Annotated in this window: 15 protein-coding genes and 1 pseudogene; 7 read left to right on the top strand and 9 right to left on the bottom strand. The window is 75.1% G+C overall.

Features of this window, described 5'->3' with window-relative positions; translation table 11 throughout:
* The first annotated feature begins 2 nt into the window (after nucleotides 1-2).
* The gene (locus AC3EUJ_RS10585; protein ID WP_431960822.1) at nucleotides 3-1,196 is read left to right on the top strand and encodes an RtcB family protein; all 1,194 of its coding nucleotides are present in this window, start codon (nucleotides 3-5) and stop codon (nucleotides 1,194-1,196) included.
* Between the two features lie 299 nt (nucleotides 1,197-1,495).
* Here AC3EUJ_RS10585 and AC3EUJ_RS10590 read toward each other — a convergent pair whose 3' ends face one another.
* Together AC3EUJ_RS10590 and AC3EUJ_RS10595 are read right to left on the bottom strand one after the other, a co-directional pair.
* Nucleotides 1,496-2,251 (bottom strand): SDR family NAD(P)-dependent oxidoreductase, encoded by a 756-nt coding sequence (locus tag AC3EUJ_RS10590; protein ID WP_431960823.1) that lies wholly within the window; start codon nucleotides 2,249-2,251, stop codon nucleotides 1,496-1,498.
* A 179-nt stretch (nucleotides 2,252-2,430) separates the two neighbouring features.
* Nucleotides 2,431-3,912 carry an FAD-dependent oxidoreductase gene (locus AC3EUJ_RS10595; RefSeq protein ID WP_431960824.1) on the bottom strand — a complete coding sequence of 494 codons (1,482 nt, stop codon included), beginning with the start codon at nucleotides 3,910-3,912 and terminating at the stop codon, nucleotides 2,431-2,433.
* Between the two features lie 116 nt (nucleotides 3,913-4,028).
* Here AC3EUJ_RS10595 and AC3EUJ_RS10600 point away from each other — a divergent pair, with 116 nt between their 5' ends.
* The gene (locus tag AC3EUJ_RS10600; protein ID WP_431960825.1) at nucleotides 4,029-4,607 is read left to right on the top strand and encodes a TetR/AcrR family transcriptional regulator; all 579 of its coding nucleotides are present in this window, start codon (nucleotides 4,029-4,031) and stop codon (nucleotides 4,605-4,607) included.
* A 311-nt stretch (nucleotides 4,608-4,918) separates the two neighbouring features.
* Here the strand turns inward: AC3EUJ_RS10600 and AC3EUJ_RS10605 are convergent, their stop codons facing one another.
* On the bottom strand, nucleotides 4,919-5,641 hold the full coding sequence (locus AC3EUJ_RS10605; RefSeq protein WP_431960826.1) for a hypothetical protein: 723 nt from the start codon (nucleotides 5,639-5,641) through the stop codon (nucleotides 4,919-4,921).
* Nucleotides 5,642-5,926: 285 nt separating this feature from the next.
* Here AC3EUJ_RS10605 and AC3EUJ_RS10610 point away from each other — a divergent pair, with 285 nt between their 5' ends.
* On the top strand, nucleotides 5,927-6,907 hold the full coding sequence (locus AC3EUJ_RS10610; protein ID WP_431960827.1) for a phosphotransferase family protein: 981 nt from the start codon (nucleotides 5,927-5,929) through the stop codon (nucleotides 6,905-6,907).
* A gap of 224 nt (nucleotides 6,908-7,131) precedes the next feature.
* Here the strand turns inward: AC3EUJ_RS10610 and AC3EUJ_RS10615 are convergent, their stop codons facing one another.
* Complete coding sequence (locus AC3EUJ_RS10615) at nucleotides 7,132-7,632, bottom strand: hypothetical protein (protein ID WP_431960828.1); 501 nt, start codon at nucleotides 7,630-7,632, stop codon at nucleotides 7,132-7,134.
* A 111-nt stretch (nucleotides 7,633-7,743) separates the two neighbouring features.
* Here AC3EUJ_RS10615 and AC3EUJ_RS10620 point away from each other — a divergent pair, with 111 nt between their 5' ends.
* A complete protein-coding gene (locus AC3EUJ_RS10620; protein ID WP_431960829.1) occupies nucleotides 7,744-8,475 on the top strand; it encodes a DUF429 domain-containing protein in 732 nt (243 codons plus the stop codon).
* Nucleotides 8,476-8,633: 158 nt separating this feature from the next.
* Here the strand turns inward: AC3EUJ_RS10620 and AC3EUJ_RS10625 are convergent, their stop codons facing one another.
* The 3 genes and pseudogenes from AC3EUJ_RS10625 to AC3EUJ_RS10635 all read right to left on the bottom strand — a co-directional run bounded on the left by AC3EUJ_RS10625 (nucleotide 8,634) and on the right by AC3EUJ_RS10635 (nucleotide 9,477).
* Nucleotides 8,634-8,810: an ATP-binding protein gene (locus tag AC3EUJ_RS10625; protein ID WP_431960830.1), complete on the bottom strand. Its 177-nt coding sequence runs from the start codon at nucleotides 8,808-8,810 to the stop codon at nucleotides 8,634-8,636.
* Nucleotides 8,811-8,902: 92 nt separating this feature from the next.
* Nucleotides 8,903-9,055 (bottom strand): annotated as a pseudogene (locus tag AC3EUJ_RS10630) (ATP-binding protein); the annotation flags it as partial.
* Nucleotides 9,052-9,477, bottom strand: coding sequence for a hypothetical protein (locus AC3EUJ_RS10635; protein ID WP_431960831.1), 426 nt, complete (start codon nucleotides 9,475-9,477; stop codon nucleotides 9,052-9,054). The pseudogene AC3EUJ_RS10630 and the gene AC3EUJ_RS10635, both read right to left, overlap by 4 nt.
* Before the next feature lie 330 nt (nucleotides 9,478-9,807).
* Between AC3EUJ_RS10635 and AC3EUJ_RS10640 the strand changes: the two genes are divergently transcribed.
* From AC3EUJ_RS10640 to AC3EUJ_RS10650, 3 genes are read left to right on the top strand one after another with little or no spacing between them, the layout of a single operon-like run.
* Nucleotides 9,808-13,731, top strand: coding sequence for a Pls/PosA family non-ribosomal peptide synthetase (locus AC3EUJ_RS10640; protein WP_431960832.1), 3,924 nt, complete (start codon nucleotides 9,808-9,810; stop codon nucleotides 13,729-13,731).
* Nucleotides 13,728-15,092: a M1 family metallopeptidase gene (locus AC3EUJ_RS10645; protein WP_431960833.1), complete on the top strand. Its 1,365-nt coding sequence runs from the start codon at nucleotides 13,728-13,730 to the stop codon at nucleotides 15,090-15,092. Before AC3EUJ_RS10640 ends, AC3EUJ_RS10645 begins: the two co-directional genes overlap by 4 nt.
* Nucleotides 15,089-15,379: a glutaredoxin domain-containing protein gene (locus AC3EUJ_RS10650; RefSeq protein WP_431960834.1), complete on the top strand. Its 291-nt coding sequence runs from the start codon at nucleotides 15,089-15,091 to the stop codon at nucleotides 15,377-15,379. The genes AC3EUJ_RS10645 and AC3EUJ_RS10650 overlap by 4 nt, the downstream gene beginning before the upstream one ends.
* Here the strand turns inward: AC3EUJ_RS10650 and AC3EUJ_RS10655 are convergent.
* Nucleotides 15,358-15,798 (bottom strand): protein-tyrosine phosphatase family protein, encoded by a 441-nt coding sequence (locus AC3EUJ_RS10655; RefSeq protein WP_431960835.1) that lies wholly within the window; start codon nucleotides 15,796-15,798, stop codon nucleotides 15,358-15,360. The genes AC3EUJ_RS10650 and AC3EUJ_RS10655 overlap by 22 nt on opposite strands.
* Complete coding sequence (locus AC3EUJ_RS10660; RefSeq protein WP_431960836.1) at nucleotides 15,788-16,510, bottom strand: hypothetical protein; 723 nt, start codon at nucleotides 16,508-16,510, stop codon at nucleotides 15,788-15,790. The genes AC3EUJ_RS10655 and AC3EUJ_RS10660 overlap by 11 nt, the downstream gene beginning before the upstream one ends.
* Nucleotides 16,511-16,561 lie beyond the last annotated feature (51 nt).

The raw sequence follows: 16,561 nt of genomic DNA on the forward strand, positions 1-16,561 counted from the left end.
AGATGTCGTACACAGAAGTGCCCGGAGTGCGGGTGCCGATCCGCATGTGGACCGACCCGGCCGCGGTCGAGGGCGTCGCCATGCAGCAGCTGCGCAACGTCTCCTCGCTGCCGTGGATCAAGGGACTCGCCGTCATGCCCGACGTCCACTACGGCAAGGGCGCCACGGTGGGCTCGGTGATCGCCATGCACGGCGCGGTCTGCCCGGCCGCGGTCGGCGTGGACATCGGCTGCGGCATGAGCGCGGTGCGGACCTCTCTGACGGCCAGCGACCTGCCCGGTGACCTCTCACGGCTCCGCTCCAAGATCGAGCAGGCCATCCCGGTCGGCCGCGGCATGCACGACGAGGCCGTCGACCCGGCCCGGCTGTACGGCCTGTCCGCGGCCGGCTGGGACGGCTTCTGGGACGGCTTCGACGACCTGGCCGAGCCCGTCAGGTTCCGGCACGAGCGCGCGACGAAGCAGATGGGCACGCTCGGCTCCGGCAACCACTTCATCGAGGTCTGCCTCGACGAGGACGGCGCGGTGTGGCTGATGCTGCACTCCGGCTCGCGCAACATCGGCAAGGAACTCGCCGAGCACCACATCGGCGAGGCCCAGAAGCTGTCGCACAACCAGGGCCTGGTCGACCGCGACCTGGCCGTCTTCATCGCGGACACCCCGCAGATGGCGGCCTACCGGCGCGACCTGTTCTGGGCGCAGGACTACGCGAAGCGCAACCGGGCGATCATGATGGCCCTGTTCCAGGAGGTGCTGCGGCGCGAGTTCCGCAAGGCCGAGGTCACCTTCGGCGAGGTCATCTCCTGCCACCACAACTACGTGGCCGAGGAGCGCTACGACGGCATGGACCTGCTCGTCACCCGCAAGGGCGCGATCAGGGCCGGCAGTGGTGACCACGGCATCATCCCGGGTTCCATGGGCACCGGTTCGTACATCGTCCGGGGCCTCGGCAACACCGACGCCTTCAACTCCGCCTCGCACGGCGCGGGCCGCAAGATGAGCCGCAACGCGGCGAAGAAGCGGTTCTCCACGCGGGACTTGGAGGAGCAGACGAAGGGCGTCGAGTGCCGCAAGGACTCGGGTGTGGTGGACGAGATCCCGGGCGCGTACAAGCCGATCGAGAAGGTGATCGAGCAGCAGCGGGACCTCGTTGAGGTCGTCGCGAAGCTCAAGCAGGTCGTCTGCGTGAAGGGCTGAGCCCGGCCGGGGGTGCCGGCCGTACGGTGACGGCGAGGGCGGGCGGTGCGCCTGTGCGGCCCGGGTCGAGGCGGTCTGAGTGGCCGGGCGGGTCTCGCCGCGCCGCGCGTCGCCGAGTTGCGCGAACGCGCGCCCCCTCCGGCGGCTCCCGCAGAGCTCTGGGCGACGCCCGGGGTGCGCGGGCCGGGGGGACAGGCCGTCGTCGACCCGTGCCGGGTCGACCGGCCGAGGGCGCTCCGCGGGCCCGGACGGTTACCCCCGGCACGTCGCTCGTGCTCCCCCCCGACCGCGCCGGGCGACTACGGCTCGCGGTGCACCCGGTGCTGGGCGGCCTGGGCGCGGGGGCGGACGACCAGCAGGTCGACGTTGACGTGGGACGGGCGGGTGACCGCCCAGGTGACCGTGTCGGCGATGTCCTCGGAAGTGAGGGGCTGGGCCACTCCCGCGTAGACAGCGGCGGCCTTCTCCTTGTCGCCGTGGAAGCGGGTGAGGGCGAAGCCCTCGGACTTCACCATGCCGGGGGCGATCTCGATCACGCGGACCGGCTCGCCGAGCAGCTCCAGGCGGAGCGTGCCGGCGAGGGCGTGGGCGCCGTGCTTGGCCGCGACGTAGCCGCCGCCGCCCTCGTAGGGGGTGAACGCGGCAGTGGAGGAGAGCACGACGACGGTGCCGTCGCCGGAGGCGATCAGCCCCGGCAGGAACGCCTGGACCGTGTTGAGCACGCCGAGGACGTTGACCTCGTACATCGTGCGCCATTCCGCGGGGTCGGCGGTGGCGACCGGGTCCGCGCCGAGGGCGCCGCCGGCGTTGGCGAACAGGACGTCCACCCGGTCCAGCGAGGCGGCGAGCGCGTCGACGGCGCCGCGGTCGGTGACGTCGAGGGCGACGGCCGCGGCGGAGTGGCCCGCCGCGGTGATCTCCTTGGCGAGCGCCTCCAGACGGTCGGCGCGCCGCGCGGTGAGCACGACGTGGTAGCCGGCTTCGGCCAGCCTGCGGGAGGTGGCGGCACCGATGCCGCTGCTCGCGCCGGTCACGACTGCGGTACGGGGGCTCATGGTCGTGCTGCCTTTCGCCGGTCGGGAGGTCGGGAGGTCGGGAGCGACAAGTGCCCGCCTACGCTTGCAGCATAGGCGCGGTGACGCCGAGGGCTCTCAGGGCGGTCCGCCGGGTGAACCACGGCCAGAACACCGTCGCGCCGCCCGTCGGCGCGGCCAGGGCCGGGACGCTCGATTCGTCACGCCTCCCCGGCCCACGCGGTGAGCGCGGCGGCGCGTACGCCGTCGTCGGCGCCCTCGGCTGCCCAGGCGACGTATCCGTCGGGGCGGACGAGCAACGTCGTGCGGCCGCCGTCCGTACGGGTGACGTGGACGGCGCGCGGGTCGGCGGGACCGTCCGCGCGGCCCTCGGGGGTGACGAGCACGAAGCGGCCGGCGCGCAGGGCCTCGTACAACCGCCCTTCCCGCAGGGGCAGGTCCGGCGCGCGCCCGCCGGTCAGGGGGTGGGCGCCACGCGGGGCGGGGTAGGCGATGCCGATGCCGGTGACCGCGCCCAGGGCCCTGCGGCGCAGCGGCGGGAGGTGGCCGACGGCCAGGGAGACCAGGTCGCGGAAGGCCCGCTGGAGGGCGTTGCGGGCCATGGCGAGCCGGATGATGCCGCCGCTGCTGCGCAGCACCATCGCGCCCACCGGGTGGCGTTCGGCCTGGTAGGTGTCGAGCAGGGCGTCGCACGCGCGTCCGCGCGCCACGGCGGCGAGCTTCCAGCCGAGGTTGGCGGCGTCCTGGAGGCCGGTGTTCATCCCCTGGCCGCCGGCGGGGGAGTGGACGTGTGCCGCGTCGCCGGCGAGCAGCACGCGGCCGGCGCGGTAGACGGGCACCTGGCGTTCGTCGCTGTGGAAGCGGGAGAGCCAGCGGGCCTCTCCTATGCCGAGGTCGGTGCCCAGGGCGCGGCGCGTGATGTCGCGGACCTCGTCGAGGCCGACCGGGTCACCGTCCGGCCGCTCGCCGGTGCGGTCCCAGCACATCACGCGGTACCAGCCGTCGCCGAAGGGCGCGACGAAGGCGAAGGCGTCGCCCGTGCCGCCGACGGTCAGCAGTTCCGGGGGCGGTTCGGCGAGCCGGACGTCGGCGAGCACGATCGACCGGATCACGGACCGGCCGGGGAAGGGCAGGCCCAGGGCGGTCCGGACGGCGCTGCGGTGGCCGTCGGTGCCGACGGCGTACGCGGCGCGGCGGGTGGCGAGGGTGCCGTCCGCGGCGCGGACGTCGAGTGTGACGCCCGCGTCGTCCTGGCGTACCGCGAGGACCTCGGTGCCGTGCTCGAAGCGCACGCCCGCGGCGCGGGCCCGGCGCTCCAGCAGCCGCTCCACCTCGTACTGGGGGGTGATCAGCAGGTAGGGGAAGCGGGAGGGCAGGTCGGTCAGGTCCAGCGAGAGCCGGCGGAAGAGCCGCAGGCCGCGCAGGCGGTGGCCGGTGGCGACCAGCTCGTCGGCCAGGCCGCGGGCGTCGAGGAGTTCGAGGGTGCGGGCGTGGACGCCGAAGGCCCGGCTCAGGTTGCCGTGCCCCGGGGCGCGGCGCTCCAGGACGGTGACGGGGACGCCGCCGGCGGCGAGGTCCCCGGCGAGGAGCAGGCCGGTCGGACCGGCCCCCACGACCAGGACCCCGGCCGGGCGGTCTTTGCCGCCCAGGCGGGCGGCGTGGTTGCGGTTCTCGGTGTTCATGGCGGCCTCCTCGAGTGCCAACGCTTGTGGGCCAACGTGTGTTGGTCAACGCTTGTTGGCAAACGTATTCCTGTCCGGCTGGCTATGTCAACAACTGTTGGCCTACAGTTGTGGGCATGACCGCGAAGCCCCCCTCCACCCGCCGTTCCGACGTCACCCGTGCGGCGATCCTCGCCGCGGCCCGCGACCGCTTCGCCGCCGACGGCTACGAGCGCGCGACCATCCGCGCCATCGCCAGGGACGCGGGCATCGACCCGTCGATGGTCATGCGCTACTACGGCAACAAGGAGGGCCTCTTCGCCGCCGCCTCCGAGTTCGACCTGCGTATGCCGGACCTGACCGCGGTCGCGCCAGGGGACGTCGGGGCCGTCCTCGTCGCGCACTTCCTGGAGCGCTGGGAGGAGGACGAGGCGCTGACCGCCCTGCTGCGCGTCGGCGTCACCAACCCGGCCGGCGCCGAGCGGATGCGGTCGATCCTGCAGCGGCAACTGGCGCCGGTCGTCGCCGCCGTGTGCCCCGATCCGGAGCCCGGCCGGGCCGCGGAACGCGCCGTGCTCGTGGCCTCGCAGATCCTCGGCATGGCCGTCAGCCGGTACGTCCTCCGCTTCCCGCCGGCCGCGGCGATGCCGCGCGAGCGGGTCGTGGCCTGGCTGGGACCCACCGTCCAGCGCTACCTGACGGCCGCGGCGCCCTGATCCGGCGACGGCCGGTGTCCGCGGGAGCGGACCCGCGAACGAGGGGGTGACGACGTATGGAGCCGGAGAACGTCCTCGCGGTCATCGTGCCGCGCGTCGGGGCCGCGGCATCGGTGCCGGTCCGGCCGGGCTCTTCGAGGGCCGGGCCGCCGTCCCCGACGCCGAGTCCGCCGACGGGGACCCGGCCGCGCCGGCCGCGACCCACGTGATCACGACCGCGCCGGCCCCCGTGACGGCCGCGCGCCTCGCCCGGCGTCCGCCACGCGACGTGGTGCACACCGGGGGCCTGAACCGGGCCGGACGGGCCCGGCTCAGGCGCTCTGGTCGCCCTCGACGTTGGTGCCCGGGCCGAGCCCGGCCAGCGCGTCCTTGGCCACCGCCAGCGCGCCGTCTCGGACCTCGGATTCGCCCGGCGCCTTCTTGTTCTCGAAGTCGCTGCCGTTGTAGGTGACGGTCACGACCGCGTTGCCCTTGCGGAACACCACGACCGCCTCGCGCGTCTGCTGCTTGTCCTCGGTCGTCAGCTCCACGGACACGGACGCCTCGTCGCCGATGCCGGAGGCCGTGGTCGCCTTCTTCAGGCGCTTGTAGGAGGCCTTCGCCGCCGCCTCGCCGTCCTGGCCGCCGCTGGTCGTCGACACCTCGAAGGTCACGTCGAGCCACCGGTAGTCGAAGCCCTTGAGGGCGTTCCACGAGCAGCCCGTGCGGTGCGAGGGGTCGGTGAGGGAGAGTTGCTTGCCCGCCGTCTTGGCCTCCGGCACCAGCTTCTTGATGGTCGCGGTCTTGATCGCGGTGCACGGCGCGGGCGGCTTGGAGTACGTGGCGGGCACGTCTTTGGAGCCGTCCGATCCGGAACCGGAGTCCGAACCCGAGCCGGAGTCCGATGTGGACGGGGCGGCGGAGCCGGTCTGGGACCCGTTCGCCGACGTGCGGCCGGCGTCCTCGTGGGACGAGGAGGCCATCGTCCAGCCGACGATGGCGAGTACGGCGGTGGGCAGCAGACGAGCCGCCAGGGTGAGGGGCAGGGACGCCACGGCGGTCTTCTCTTCGTCGATCCTGAGGAACCTGGGGCTGAGGAGGTGAGCGTGGGGGACGTGGGGCCTGAGCGTACGACGTGAAGATGAGATTGCCATATGAAAGTGGCCCGGGAACAGACCAGTCGCGTAGGGGTTGCGGTACCGGGTGTGACGGTGTAGCCCCCGCCCCGCAATCCGGGCGACGGCGTGCCACGGACGCGCCGTCGCCCGGGCCGGCGCCGTGAGGGCGGTGCCGCATGCGGCCGGTGACAGCGTGGGAGCGCTCTCATAGCATGCGGGGACATGAGGAGCCTCACCAAACGCGCCCTGTCCGCCGAGCAACTGGCTGCCCTGCTGCGGGAGTCGGCGGGCGTCGGCTGCACGATGGAGGCCGAGCTGACGGACGGCTGGTTCAACGCCGCCTATCGGGTGCGGCTCGACGACGGGCGTCCTGCGGTGGTGAAGATCGCCCCACCGCCGGACGCCGTGGTGCTGCGCTACGAGCGCGGCATCATGGCCACCGAGGTCATGGCGCACCGCCGCATGGCCGCCCTCGGCGACGTGCCGCTGCCGGAGCTCCTGCACACCGCACCGGACTTCATGGCGCTGTCGGTCCTGCCCGGCACCCCCTGGGACAAGGCGGCCGAGCGCATCCCCACGCACCGGCAGGCCGGGCTGCGCCGTGAACTGGGCCGGATCGTGGCGCGGTTGCACACGCTCGCCCCGGAGGACGGCTGGTACGGCTACCCGGCGCCCGAGGCAGAGCTGTCCGCGGCGGACTGGCCGACGGCGTTCGGCGCCATGGTGGACGCGATGCTGGACGACGCCGAGCACTGGCGCACCCCGCTCGGCGTCGCCCCCGACGAGATCCGCGCGCTGGTCGCGGAGGGCGCGGACGTCCTGGCGGAGGTGATCGAACCGCGGCTGGTCCACTTCGACCTGTGGCCCGGCAACGTCTTCGTCGCCGACGACGGCTCCGCCGTCACCGGGCTCATCGACCACGAGCGGGCCTTCTGGGGCGACCCGGTGGCCGAACTGGTCTCCCTGGCCCTCGGCGGCGACGCCGGCCCCCGCAGCGACCTCGTCGCCGGCTACCACGAGGCGGGCGGCGCACTCGACTTCGGGCCCTCCACGCTGCACCGGCTGGCCCTGTACCGGGTCTACCTGGGACTGATCCTGGTCGTCGAGTGCGGCCCGCGGGGCTATCCCGCCGACCACGCCCACCACGTCCGCGACGTCCTCGGCCGGTGGGTCGCTGAGGCCAGGGCCGTCCGGCAGGGCTAGCTGTCTTGCCCGGTGAGGTCGGGGACGCGACCTTCCCGGCGGCCCGGGCACCGACCCGGCCGCGTACCTCGACGCGACGCTGACCGCCGCCCGGGCGGGCGAGCCGCTGGACGAGGGCCGTTGCCGGGTGACGCTCGGCCCGGACTCGCCGGACCTGTCACGTACGGCGTCCGCGGGACGTCGGACGCGCGCTCGCGGCGATGTGAGCGGCCGCCGGGGGCCGGCTATCCGGCGGCGCTCGCGGGCTGCTCCACCACGTTCCGGCCGCCGAGCGGCGCCACCCGGCCCGGGGGCTCCGGCTGCCGGGCCGAGGTGAGTCCGGTGCCGGAGGCCGGGGCGGTCGTGTGCGCCGATGTGTGGGGCGCGTGGGTGGGGGTCGTCTGGGCGGGGGCCGCGTGGGCGCCGCCGGACTGCTGCGCGGTACCCGGGGCGATCGCCATCGGGGCCGCGGAGGAGGGCACCGCCGCGGTGACCGCGCGGGGCGCCTCGGTCTTCGGGTGCTCGTCCTTGTCGGGCGTGTGGCTCACCCCGAACCGCGTCCGCAGGTGGTGCCCGGCCGCCTCGTCGAGGCTCACGGGCCGCTGCAGCCGCACCGCCAGCCGGCTCGCCTCACGGCCCAGCGCGGCGAGGTCCTCCCAGCGCAGGTGCACGACGAGCGGCAGTTCCGCCTCGCCGTCGGGGAGCGCTTGAAGGCCCTGGAAGGGGACGTTGCTCTGAGCGTTCATCGGCCGGTCCTCACCATTGGCTGCAGTGCGGTACGCCAGGGGATACGCACGCCGGCACCGGAACGTTCAGCCGCGCGGGCGGGGTCCCCGCGCGGCGGGGACGATGGGACGGTGCGCACCCTCGGGATCGACCTGGCCGCGAGCCCCCGGACGACAGCGGCAGCGGTCGTCACCTGGCCCGGCGACGGCACGGCCGTCGTCTCCCCGCCGCTGCTCGGGTGCACCGACGAGGTACTGGTCGACCTGCTCGGCGGCCTGGAACAGGGGGAAGGGGCCGGGGTGGACTGCCCCTTCGGCTGGCCGATCCCCTTCGTCGAGGCCGTCGCCGCGCACGCGGCGGGCACGCCCTGGCCCGGACGGGGCACCGGCAGTTCCGCGCACCGGGCGACCCTGCGCCACCGCCGCACCGACATCCTCACCCACCAGGAACTCGGCGGCCGGTGGCCGCTGTCCGTCGCCTTCGACCGGCTCGGTGCCACCACCGCCCGCTGGGCCCACCTCGCCGACGAACTCGCCGCCCGTGACCGGCCGGTGGCCCGCGACGGCTCCGGGCGGATCGCCGAGGTGTACCCGGCGGCGTCCCGGCGGCAATGGGGCCTCGGCCCCGAACGCTCGACGGCGGAACTCCGCGCGGCCGCGCCCTGGCTGAGGCTCGGCCCGGCCGAGCGCGCCGCGTACGACGGCAGCGAGCACGCCTTCGACGCGCTGATCGCCGCGCTGGCCGCCCGGGCCGTCCGGCGCGGACTCACCCGCGCCCCGGCCGGCCCCGAGGAGACCCACGCGGCCGCCGTCGAGGGCTGGATCCACATCCCCCGCGCGGGCACCCTCCCGGTCCTGCCGTGAGCGCCCCGGCGCGGCGCACTCGGGGGCGTGCTCGATGGCGCCGCCGGGAGGTTCGCCTGGGTGGCGGGCCTGTTCGCGTGGTGACATCCGCGGGTGCCCGGCTGGTGACCTGACGCGTCGCCGTGCGTCGAGCCGCCCCGGGCGCCGGCGTCGCCAGTTCAGTGGGGGCGGAGGGCGAGGGTGACGACGGCGCCGACCGTGGCCGTGGCGATCGTGAGGTGGTCGGTGACCGTGCGGGTGAGCCACAGGCCGCGCCCGCAGTGGGAGTCGTGGCCCGGGAGCTGTTCGGGGTTGACGGCGGCGGTGAAGCCGGGGCCGGAGTCGGTGATCGGCACTGCACCTTGCCGTCGATGCGGCGCAGCATCGGGCGGCCACGGTCGCCGCCGTGGGTGATGGCGTTGGAGGCTACCTCGTTGACCGCGAGGACGAACTCGCCGCGGCGGGAGGCCGGGAGTCCCGCCCGTACCGCGAACTCCTCTGCAATGGCGCACAGTTGGACAGGTCGCCCCCGTGGAATCGCGTTCCAGCCGTCGGCCGCCGGATCGTCGGCGGACGGTTCGCGCAGTTCGTCCGGCCTCAGCCGCTCACCTTGCGGAACGACGCCTCGACGGGGGCCGGATGGATGCTCGCCCCGTCGAAGAGGTAATGCGTGTCCGGCATCACGACCAGCGTGAAGCGGGGGTCGTCGGTGTCGGGGCGCCACGGACCGCCGTGCGGCGTCGTCGCCGTGATGGGCGCGGCAGACGCGGCCGCCGCCGCGGACGGTCCCGCGACGGCGGCACCCGCCAGTCCCGCCCCCCACCAGCAGGGAGCGGCGGCAAGCGCATGATCCCGCGTCTCGCAGGTCGGGCAGCGTCGGGCGAGGACGCCATGCGCGGCGTGCGGGCCCCGGCCCACCACCCGGGAAGGGCGGGTGAACGGCGTCGGGACCGTTGGAGCGGCCGCGGGAAGGAGGGTCGTGACGACGCCCGCGCGGCCCGGCACGGCTGTGAGAGCGGCCACGTGGCCTCCTTTTCGGCGGGCCGGGGGGATCGAGCGCCGGTAAACTCCCTGTTCGTCATGTGTGACGCTGGGTGAAGGAGCCCGCCCGCCGTCCGGTCCGGACGGCCGCGGTACGGGGATGCCGGGCGTACGCCAGTCGCGGGAACGAGCCCGCGGGCCGGGACGCCGTGGTCCCCGGCCGGTCGAAGGTCACCGGCACCGCAGTGGTCGTGAGCTTTTTGGAGGGTTCGACATGCGTCCGTCTCTGGCCGTGAGCGACCGTGACAAGGTGCCCAGCGCGTCCGCGGCCGCGCCGCCGACCCCCGGCTCGGCCGAGCCGGGGAGCACCGTATGACGCTCGTCGACTCGCCCGTCCCTCTCCTGGAGGACCCCGCGTCGGCCGGAGTCGCCGGGGGCACCGGCGAAACCGGTCCCGCGCCCGCGCTCTTCCGGGCCGGCGACGCCGCCCCCGAGCGCACCCTGCTCGGCGTCCTGGCCGCCACCGCCCGGGCGCACCCCACCGCACCCGCGGTCGACGACGGCACCACGACGCTGAGCTACCGCGCCCTGGCCGCCGCGACCGAGCGCCTGCGCCGCCGTCTGGCGGAGGCGGGCATCGGCGCCGGCGACCGGGTGGGGGTGCGGGTGCCCTCGGGCACCGCCGACCTGTACGTGGCGGTCCTCGCCGCGCTCTCCGCGGGCGCCGCCTATGTGCCGGTCGACGCCGAGGACCCGGAGGAACGCGCCCGGCTGGTCTTCTCCGAGGCGCGGGTGTGCGCCGTCATCGGCGAGCACCTCACGATCACCCCGTGCGCCGAGCCCGGGGGTACGGTCGGCCGCCGTCCCGGGCCGGACGACGACGCGTGGATCATCTTCACCTCCGGCTCCACCGGCACACCCAAGGGCGTCGCCGTCACCCACCGTTCGGCCGCCGCGTTCGTCGACGCCGAGGCCCGGCTCTTCCTCGCCGAGGAGCCGCTGGGACCCGGCGACCGGGTGCTGGCCGGGCTGTCGGTGGCCTTCGACGCGTCCTGCGAGGAGATGTGGCTGGCGTGGCGGCACGGCGCCTGCCTGGTGCCCGCGCCGCGCTCCCTCGTTCGCGCCGGCCCGGACCTCGGTCCCTGGCTCGTCGAGCAGGGCATCACCGTCGTCTCCACGGTGCCCACCCTGGCCGCGCTGTGGCCGGTCGAGGCGCTCGACGACGTCCGCCTGCTGATCTTCGGCGGCGAGGCCTGCCCGCCCGAACTGGCCGAGCGGATGGCCGTCGAGGGCCGTGAGGTGTGGAACACCTACGGCCCGACCGAGGCCACCGTCGTGGCCTGCGCCGCCCAGCTCACCGGCGAGGGCCCGGTCCGCATCGGGCTGCCCCTGGACGGCTGGGAACTGGCCGTCGTGGACGCCCACGGCGAACCGCTGCCCATGGGCGCGACCGGCGAGCTGGTCATCGGCGGGGTCGGCCTCGCCCGCTACCTGGACCCCGCCAAGGACGCCGAGAAGTACGCGCCGCTGCCCGCCCTCGGCTGGGACCGCGCCTACCGCAGCGGCGATCTGGTCCGCGCGGACGCGGAGGGCCTGGTCTTCGTGGGCCGAGCCGACGAGCAGGTCAAGCTCGGCGGGCGCCGCGTCGAACTGGGCGAGATCGACGCGGCCCTGCAGGCGCTGCCCGCCGTCGCCGGCGCGGCCGCCGCCGTACGCACCACCAAGGGCGGCAACCAGATCCTGGTCGGCTACGTCGCGGTGACCGAGGACTTCGACCAGGCCGACGCCCTCGCCCGGCTCCGCGAGGCGCTGCCCGCCGCCCTCGTCCCGCTGGTCGCCGTCGTCGGCACCCTGCCCACCCGGACCTCGGGCAAGGTCGACCGGGACGCGCTGCCCTGGCCGCTGCCCGAACTCGCCACGCCCACCACGCCCGCCACGGAACTCACCGGCACCGAGGGGCTGCTCGCCGGGCTGTGGGGCGAGATCCTCGGCGCCCCGGTGACCGGGCCCGACGCCGACTTCTTCGCGCTCGGCGGCGGCAGTCTGACCGCCGCCCGCCTCGTCTCGCAGCTGCGCAGCCGCTACCCCTCGGCCGCGGTCGGCGACGTCTACCAGCACCCCACCCTCGGGGCGCTCGCCGCCCGGCTGGAGGAGGCCGACGCCCGCCGCGCCGCCGCGCGCCCGGTACGGCCGGTGCCCCGGCGGGCCGCCGCCGTGCAGCTGGCGCTGCTGCCGCCGCTGCTCGTCCTGGCCGGACTGCGCTGGGGCGTCGTGGCGGCCGCGATCGGCAACGCGCTGCACCTCCTCGGTCCCTTCCCGGGGGTCCCGGCCATCTCCTGGTGGTGGGTGCTGGCCGGCTGGGCGTTGCTGATCAGCCCCGCCGGACGGGTCGCCGTCTCCGCGGGCGGTGCCCGGCTGCTGCTGCGCGGAGTGCGCCCCGGCACGTATCCGCGAGGCGGGGCGGTGCACCTGCGCCTGTGGGCCGCCGAACGCCTCGCGCAGGTCAGCGGCGCCGGCAACCTCACCGGCGCCTGGCTGAGCCACTACGCCCGCGCGCTGGGCGCCAGGGTCGGCGACGGCGCCGACCTGCACTCCCTGCCGCCCGTCACGGGCATGCTCAAGCTCGGCAAGGGCAGCGCGGTGGAGCCCGAGGTCGACCTGTCCGGGCACTGGCTCGACGGCGACCTGCTGCACATCGGCAAGATCCGTGTCGGGGCGGGTGCCACGGTCGGCTCGCGCAGCACCCTTCTGCCCGGCGCCCGGATCGGCAAGCGCGCCGAGATCGCCCCCGGTTCCGGGGTCGTGGGCGCCGTCCGGGCCGGGCTGCGCTGGGGCGGGGTGCCGGCCGTCCGTACCGGCAAGGCCCCGCACCGCGGCGCCGACTCCCGTCCGCCGCGACGGCTGCGCTGGTCGGCGGCGTACGAGGCGACCGCCTTCGCCCTGGAACTGTTGCCCGCGGTGTCGGCGCTGCCCGCCCTGCTGGTGCTGGCACCGTGCCTGCGCGGCGCCGCCGCGCCGCTGCCCGCCGCGCTCACGGCCGTCCCCCTGGCCACGCTCGCCTGGCTCCTGACGTACGCGCTGCTGGTGCTGGCCGGGGTGCGGCTGCTGGGCGTCGGGCTGCGCGAGGGCCACCACCCCGTGCACGGCCGCGTCGCCTGGCAGGCCTGGACGACGGCCCGGCTGATGGACCGGGCCCGCGCGCACCTGTTCCCGTTCTACGCCAGCTTGCTGACGCCGGTGTGGCTGCGGGCGCTCGGTATGAAGGTCGGCCGCCGTGTGGAGGCGTCCACCGTGCTGGCGCTACCCGCGATGACCACCCTCGGCGACGGGGCCTTCCTCGCCGACGACACCATGGTCGGCAGCTACGAGCTGGGCGGCGGCCGGATGCGTATCGCCGAGGCCCGGATCGGCAAGAAGGCCTTCCTCGGCAACTCCGGCATGACCGCCCCCGGCCGCGCGGTGCCGAAGAACGGCCTGGTCGGCGTGCTCTCCGCGACGCCCAAGGGCGCCAAGGCGGGCAGCTCGTACCTGGGCATGCCGCCGATGAAGCTGCCCCGGGTCCCCGAGGAGGGCGACCGCAGCCGCACCTTCGCGCCGCCCCGGCGGCTCGTGCTGGCCCGCGCGGCCGTCGAACTGTGCCGGGTCGTCCCCGTGATGTGCGCGGTCGCGCTGGCGGTGCTGGTGCTCGCCGGGTACGCGGCGCTGGCGGGCCGCTACGGGGTGCCCGTGGCGCTCGCCGCCGGCGGAGCGCTGCTCGCGGGCGCCGGTGCGGTCGCCTGTGCGGTGGCCGTCGTGATGAAGTGGCTGCTGGTCGGGCGGGTGCGGGTGGGCGAACGGCCGTTGTGGAGCTCGTTCGTGTGGCGCAACGAACTGGCCGACACCTTCGTCGAGGTGCTGGCCGTGCCGTGGCTGGTCGGGGCGGTCGGCGGCACGCCGCTGATGAACCTGTGGCTGAGGTGCCTGGGGGCGAGGATCGGGCGCGGCGTATGGTGCGAGACGTACTGGCTGCCGGAGGCGGACCTGGTCCGGGTCGGGGACGGCGCGACCATCGGCCGCGGCTGCGTGGTACAGACACACCTGTTCCACGATCGGATCCTGCGGATGGACGAGGTCGTACTCGGGGAGGGCGCGAGCCTCGGCCCGCACGGCATCGTGCTGCCCGGCGCGGCCGTCGGGGCCCGGGGCACGATCGGCCCGGCCTCGCTCGTCATGCGGGGCGAGAGCGTGCCGGAGGGCACTCGCTGGCTCGGCAACCCGATCTCCGCCTGGCACACAGAGGGGGCCCGCACAGGGTGAGCAACGGCAAGCGCGTGCGTGGCGGGGCCGTCGTCCCCGCCACGCCCGGGGCGGAGGTGTCCGCGGACTCCTACTTCCCCGAGCACGGCAACGGCGGCTACCGGGTCACCCGCTACGACCTGGAACTCGAGTACCGCCCGGCGGCCAACCGCCTCTCGGGCCGGGCCCGGATCTCCGCGGTGGCGGACCGGGCCCTCTCCGCGTTCAGCCTCGACCTCGGCGCCTTCCGCCTCGACCGGGTCCTCGTCGACGGACGGCCCGCCCGGTACACGCACCGGGCGGGGAAGCTCCGGGTCAAGCCCACGAAGGCGCTGCCCGAGGGGCCGTTCACGGTCGAGGTCCGCTACGCCGGCAACCCGTCGCCCGTCCGCTCCCGCGACTGGGGGGAGCTGGGCTGGGAGCAGCTGGAGGACGGCGCGCTCGTCGCCAGCCAGCCCATCGGCGCGCCCTCCTGGTTCCCCTGCAACGACCACCTCGGCGACCGGGCGGGCTACCGGATCACGGTGACCGCGCCCTCGCCGTACACGGTCGTCGCCAACGGCGGCCTGGAGTCGTACCGGGTGGGCGCCTCCACCACGACCTGGGTGTACGACCAGCCGCATCCGATGCCGCCGTACCTGGCGACCGTGCAGATCGGCCGGTACGAGCTGATCGACCACCTCGGCGGCCCGCTGCCGCAGCCGGCCGCCGTCCCGCCGCGCCTGACCGCCGACTTCGCCCACGACTTCGGACGCCAGCCGCGGATGGTGGAGGCCTTCACCGAGTTCTTCGGGCCCTACCCCTTCGGCGAGTACGCGGTCGTCGTGGTCGACGAGGAGCTGGAGGTCCCCGTCGAGGCGCACGGGCTGTCCGTCTTCGGCCGCAACCACCTGGACGGCCGCCGCGGCTGCGAACGCCTCGTCGCCCACGAACTCGCCCACCAGTGGTTCGGCAACAGCCTCGCCCTCGCCGACTGGCGGGACATCTGGCTGAACGAGGGCTTCGCCGCGTACGCCGAATGGTTGTGGGCGGAGTCCTGCGGCGAGACGACCGCCGCCCGCAACGCGGCCCGCGCCCACGCCAAGCTCGCCGCCCAGCCCCAGGACCTGCGGCTCGCCGACCCCGGTGTCCGGCGCATGTTCGACGACCGGGTGTACAAGCGCGGCGCCCTCACGCTGCACGCGCTGCGCACGGTCATGGGCGATCCGGCGTTCTTCCGGCTGCTGCGGGCCTGGACCGCCGCCCACCGCCATGGCACCGTGACCACCGGGCAGTTCACCGCCCTGGCCCGGGAGCACACCGACCGGCCGCTGGAGGCGCTGGTCTTCCATCCATGGCTGCACGGGACCCGGCTGCCACGCCTGCCGATCGGGGGAGCATGAGCGACGCGTACACGGACGAGGGCGGGATCATCGTCTACTGGCGGCCCGGCTGCACCTTCTGCATGAAGCTGCGGGCGCAGCTGTGGTTCGCGCGGCTGCGCCACACCAAGGTCAACATCTGGCGTGATCCGGACGCCGCGGCCTTCGTGCGCTCGGTGGCGGACGGGAACGAGACCGTGCCGACCGTCACCGTGGCGGGACGGCCCATGGTCAACCCCTCGCTGCGGCAGCTGAGGGAGGCGGTCAGGGCGTACGCCCCGCACCTTCAGGCGAAGCGCGACACGTAGCGTCGCTGCCAGGGCGTCTCCACCGCGCGCCGGGTGTAGTGCTCCCGGACGTAGGCGACGGCTTCACCGGAGGGCACCCCGTCCAGCACCGCCAGGCACGCCAGGGCCGTCCCCGTACGGCCGAGTCCGCCGCCGCAGGCGACCTCCACCCGCTCGTCCGCGGCACGCCGCCATGCCGCGCGCAGCGCCTGAGCGGCGTCCGCACGGTCCGCGGGCAGCCGGAAGTCCGGCCAGCGCACCCAGCGGCTCTCCCAGGCCACCGCCGGGGGTTCGTGGCCCAGCAGGTACAGCCCGAACGCGGGTACGGGCCCGGCCGGCAGCGGGTGGCGCAGCCCCCGCCCGCGCACCAGCCGCCCCGACGGCAGCCGCAGCACCCCCGGTGCGCCCGGCTCCCAGCCGGCCGCGGGTTCAGCGGCCATGGCCGCCGCACGCCGCCGGGTAGAGCACGGCGCCGACCAGGCCGCCGTCCTCGGCGGCACCGGCCGCGAGGCCGGACAGCCGCAGGCAGGCCTCGGCGGTGGCGTCCACCGGCGGGCACTCGACGCCCACGGAGCCGACCTCGGTCACCGCGCCGTCGTGGTGCAGTTCCCCGCCCGTGCAGGGCGCGGGCAGCCCGCCCTGGAGGGTGCCGAGGGCGACGACGTCACCGGACGTGCCCGAGGCCTCCCGGATGTCGAAACGCCAATGGGCGTCACTCGCTTTGAGGAGGTATTTCCCGGACCTCCCGCATTCCGCCAGGGAATCCCGGCGGTCGCGGACGAGTTCGGCTATCGCGCAGCACAACGGCGCGTCATGTCCGGCCGTCGTGCGAAAGCGGCTGAAACCGGCGAGCGGGGCGGACCGCATGGCGCGGTCGACGAGGACGACCGCCGACTCCCGGGCGTGCGGATGCCCGTGCTCGGCGATGTCCAGCAGGAAAGGGGTCGCGACCACGGCGCCGGGCAGCACCTCGCCGTTGCCCCCGCGGAGCAGCGAACCGCTGGTCAGAGCCGCCACGGCGGAGGCGACCGAGTCGAGGTCCCGCGCGGCGGCAAGTGCCCTCAGGCCGTCCCGGGCATCCGCGGTCCGAGGGCGTGGCCGTGGCGAGGGAATGGCATTCCAATTGACGGCGTCGATCTCGGTGAGCAGCATCCGCACATGATTCCACCCGCTCCGGAATCTCGGGGTTCCGCATGCGGGACA

It is taken from the genome of Actinacidiphila sp. bgisy160 (genome assembly GCF_057707815.1).

Coding starts and splice junctions, on each gene's coding strand:
- AC3EUJ_RS10585 (WP_431960822.1), top strand. CDS start 3: ATGTCGTACACAGAAGTGCCCGGAGTGCGGGTGCCGATCCGCATGTGG.
- AC3EUJ_RS10590 (WP_431960823.1), bottom strand. CDS start 2,251: ATGAGCCCCCGTACCGCAGTCGTGACCGGCGCGAGCAGCGGCATCGGT.
- AC3EUJ_RS10595 (WP_431960824.1), bottom strand. CDS start 3,912: ATGAACACCGAGAACCGCAACCACGCCGCCCGCCTGGGCGGCAAAGAC.
- AC3EUJ_RS10600 (WP_431960825.1), top strand. CDS start 4,029: ATGACCGCGAAGCCCCCCTCCACCCGCCGTTCCGACGTCACCCGTGCG.
- AC3EUJ_RS10610 (WP_431960827.1), top strand. CDS start 5,927: ATGAGGAGCCTCACCAAACGCGCCCTGTCCGCCGAGCAACTGGCTGCC.
- AC3EUJ_RS10615 (WP_431960828.1), bottom strand. CDS start 7,632: ATGAACGCTCAGAGCAACGTCCCCTTCCAGGGCCTTCAAGCGCTCCCC.
- AC3EUJ_RS10640 (WP_431960832.1), top strand. CDS start 9,808: ATGACGCTCGTCGACTCGCCCGTCCCTCTCCTGGAGGACCCCGCGTCG.
- AC3EUJ_RS10650 (WP_431960834.1), top strand. CDS start 15,089: ATGAGCGACGCGTACACGGACGAGGGCGGGATCATCGTCTACTGGCGG.
- AC3EUJ_RS10655 (WP_431960835.1), bottom strand. CDS start 15,798: ATGGCCGCTGAACCCGCGGCCGGCTGGGAGCCGGGCGCACCGGGGGTG.
- AC3EUJ_RS10660 (WP_431960836.1), bottom strand. CDS start 16,510: ATGCTGCTCACCGAGATCGACGCCGTCAATTGGAATGCCATTCCCTCG.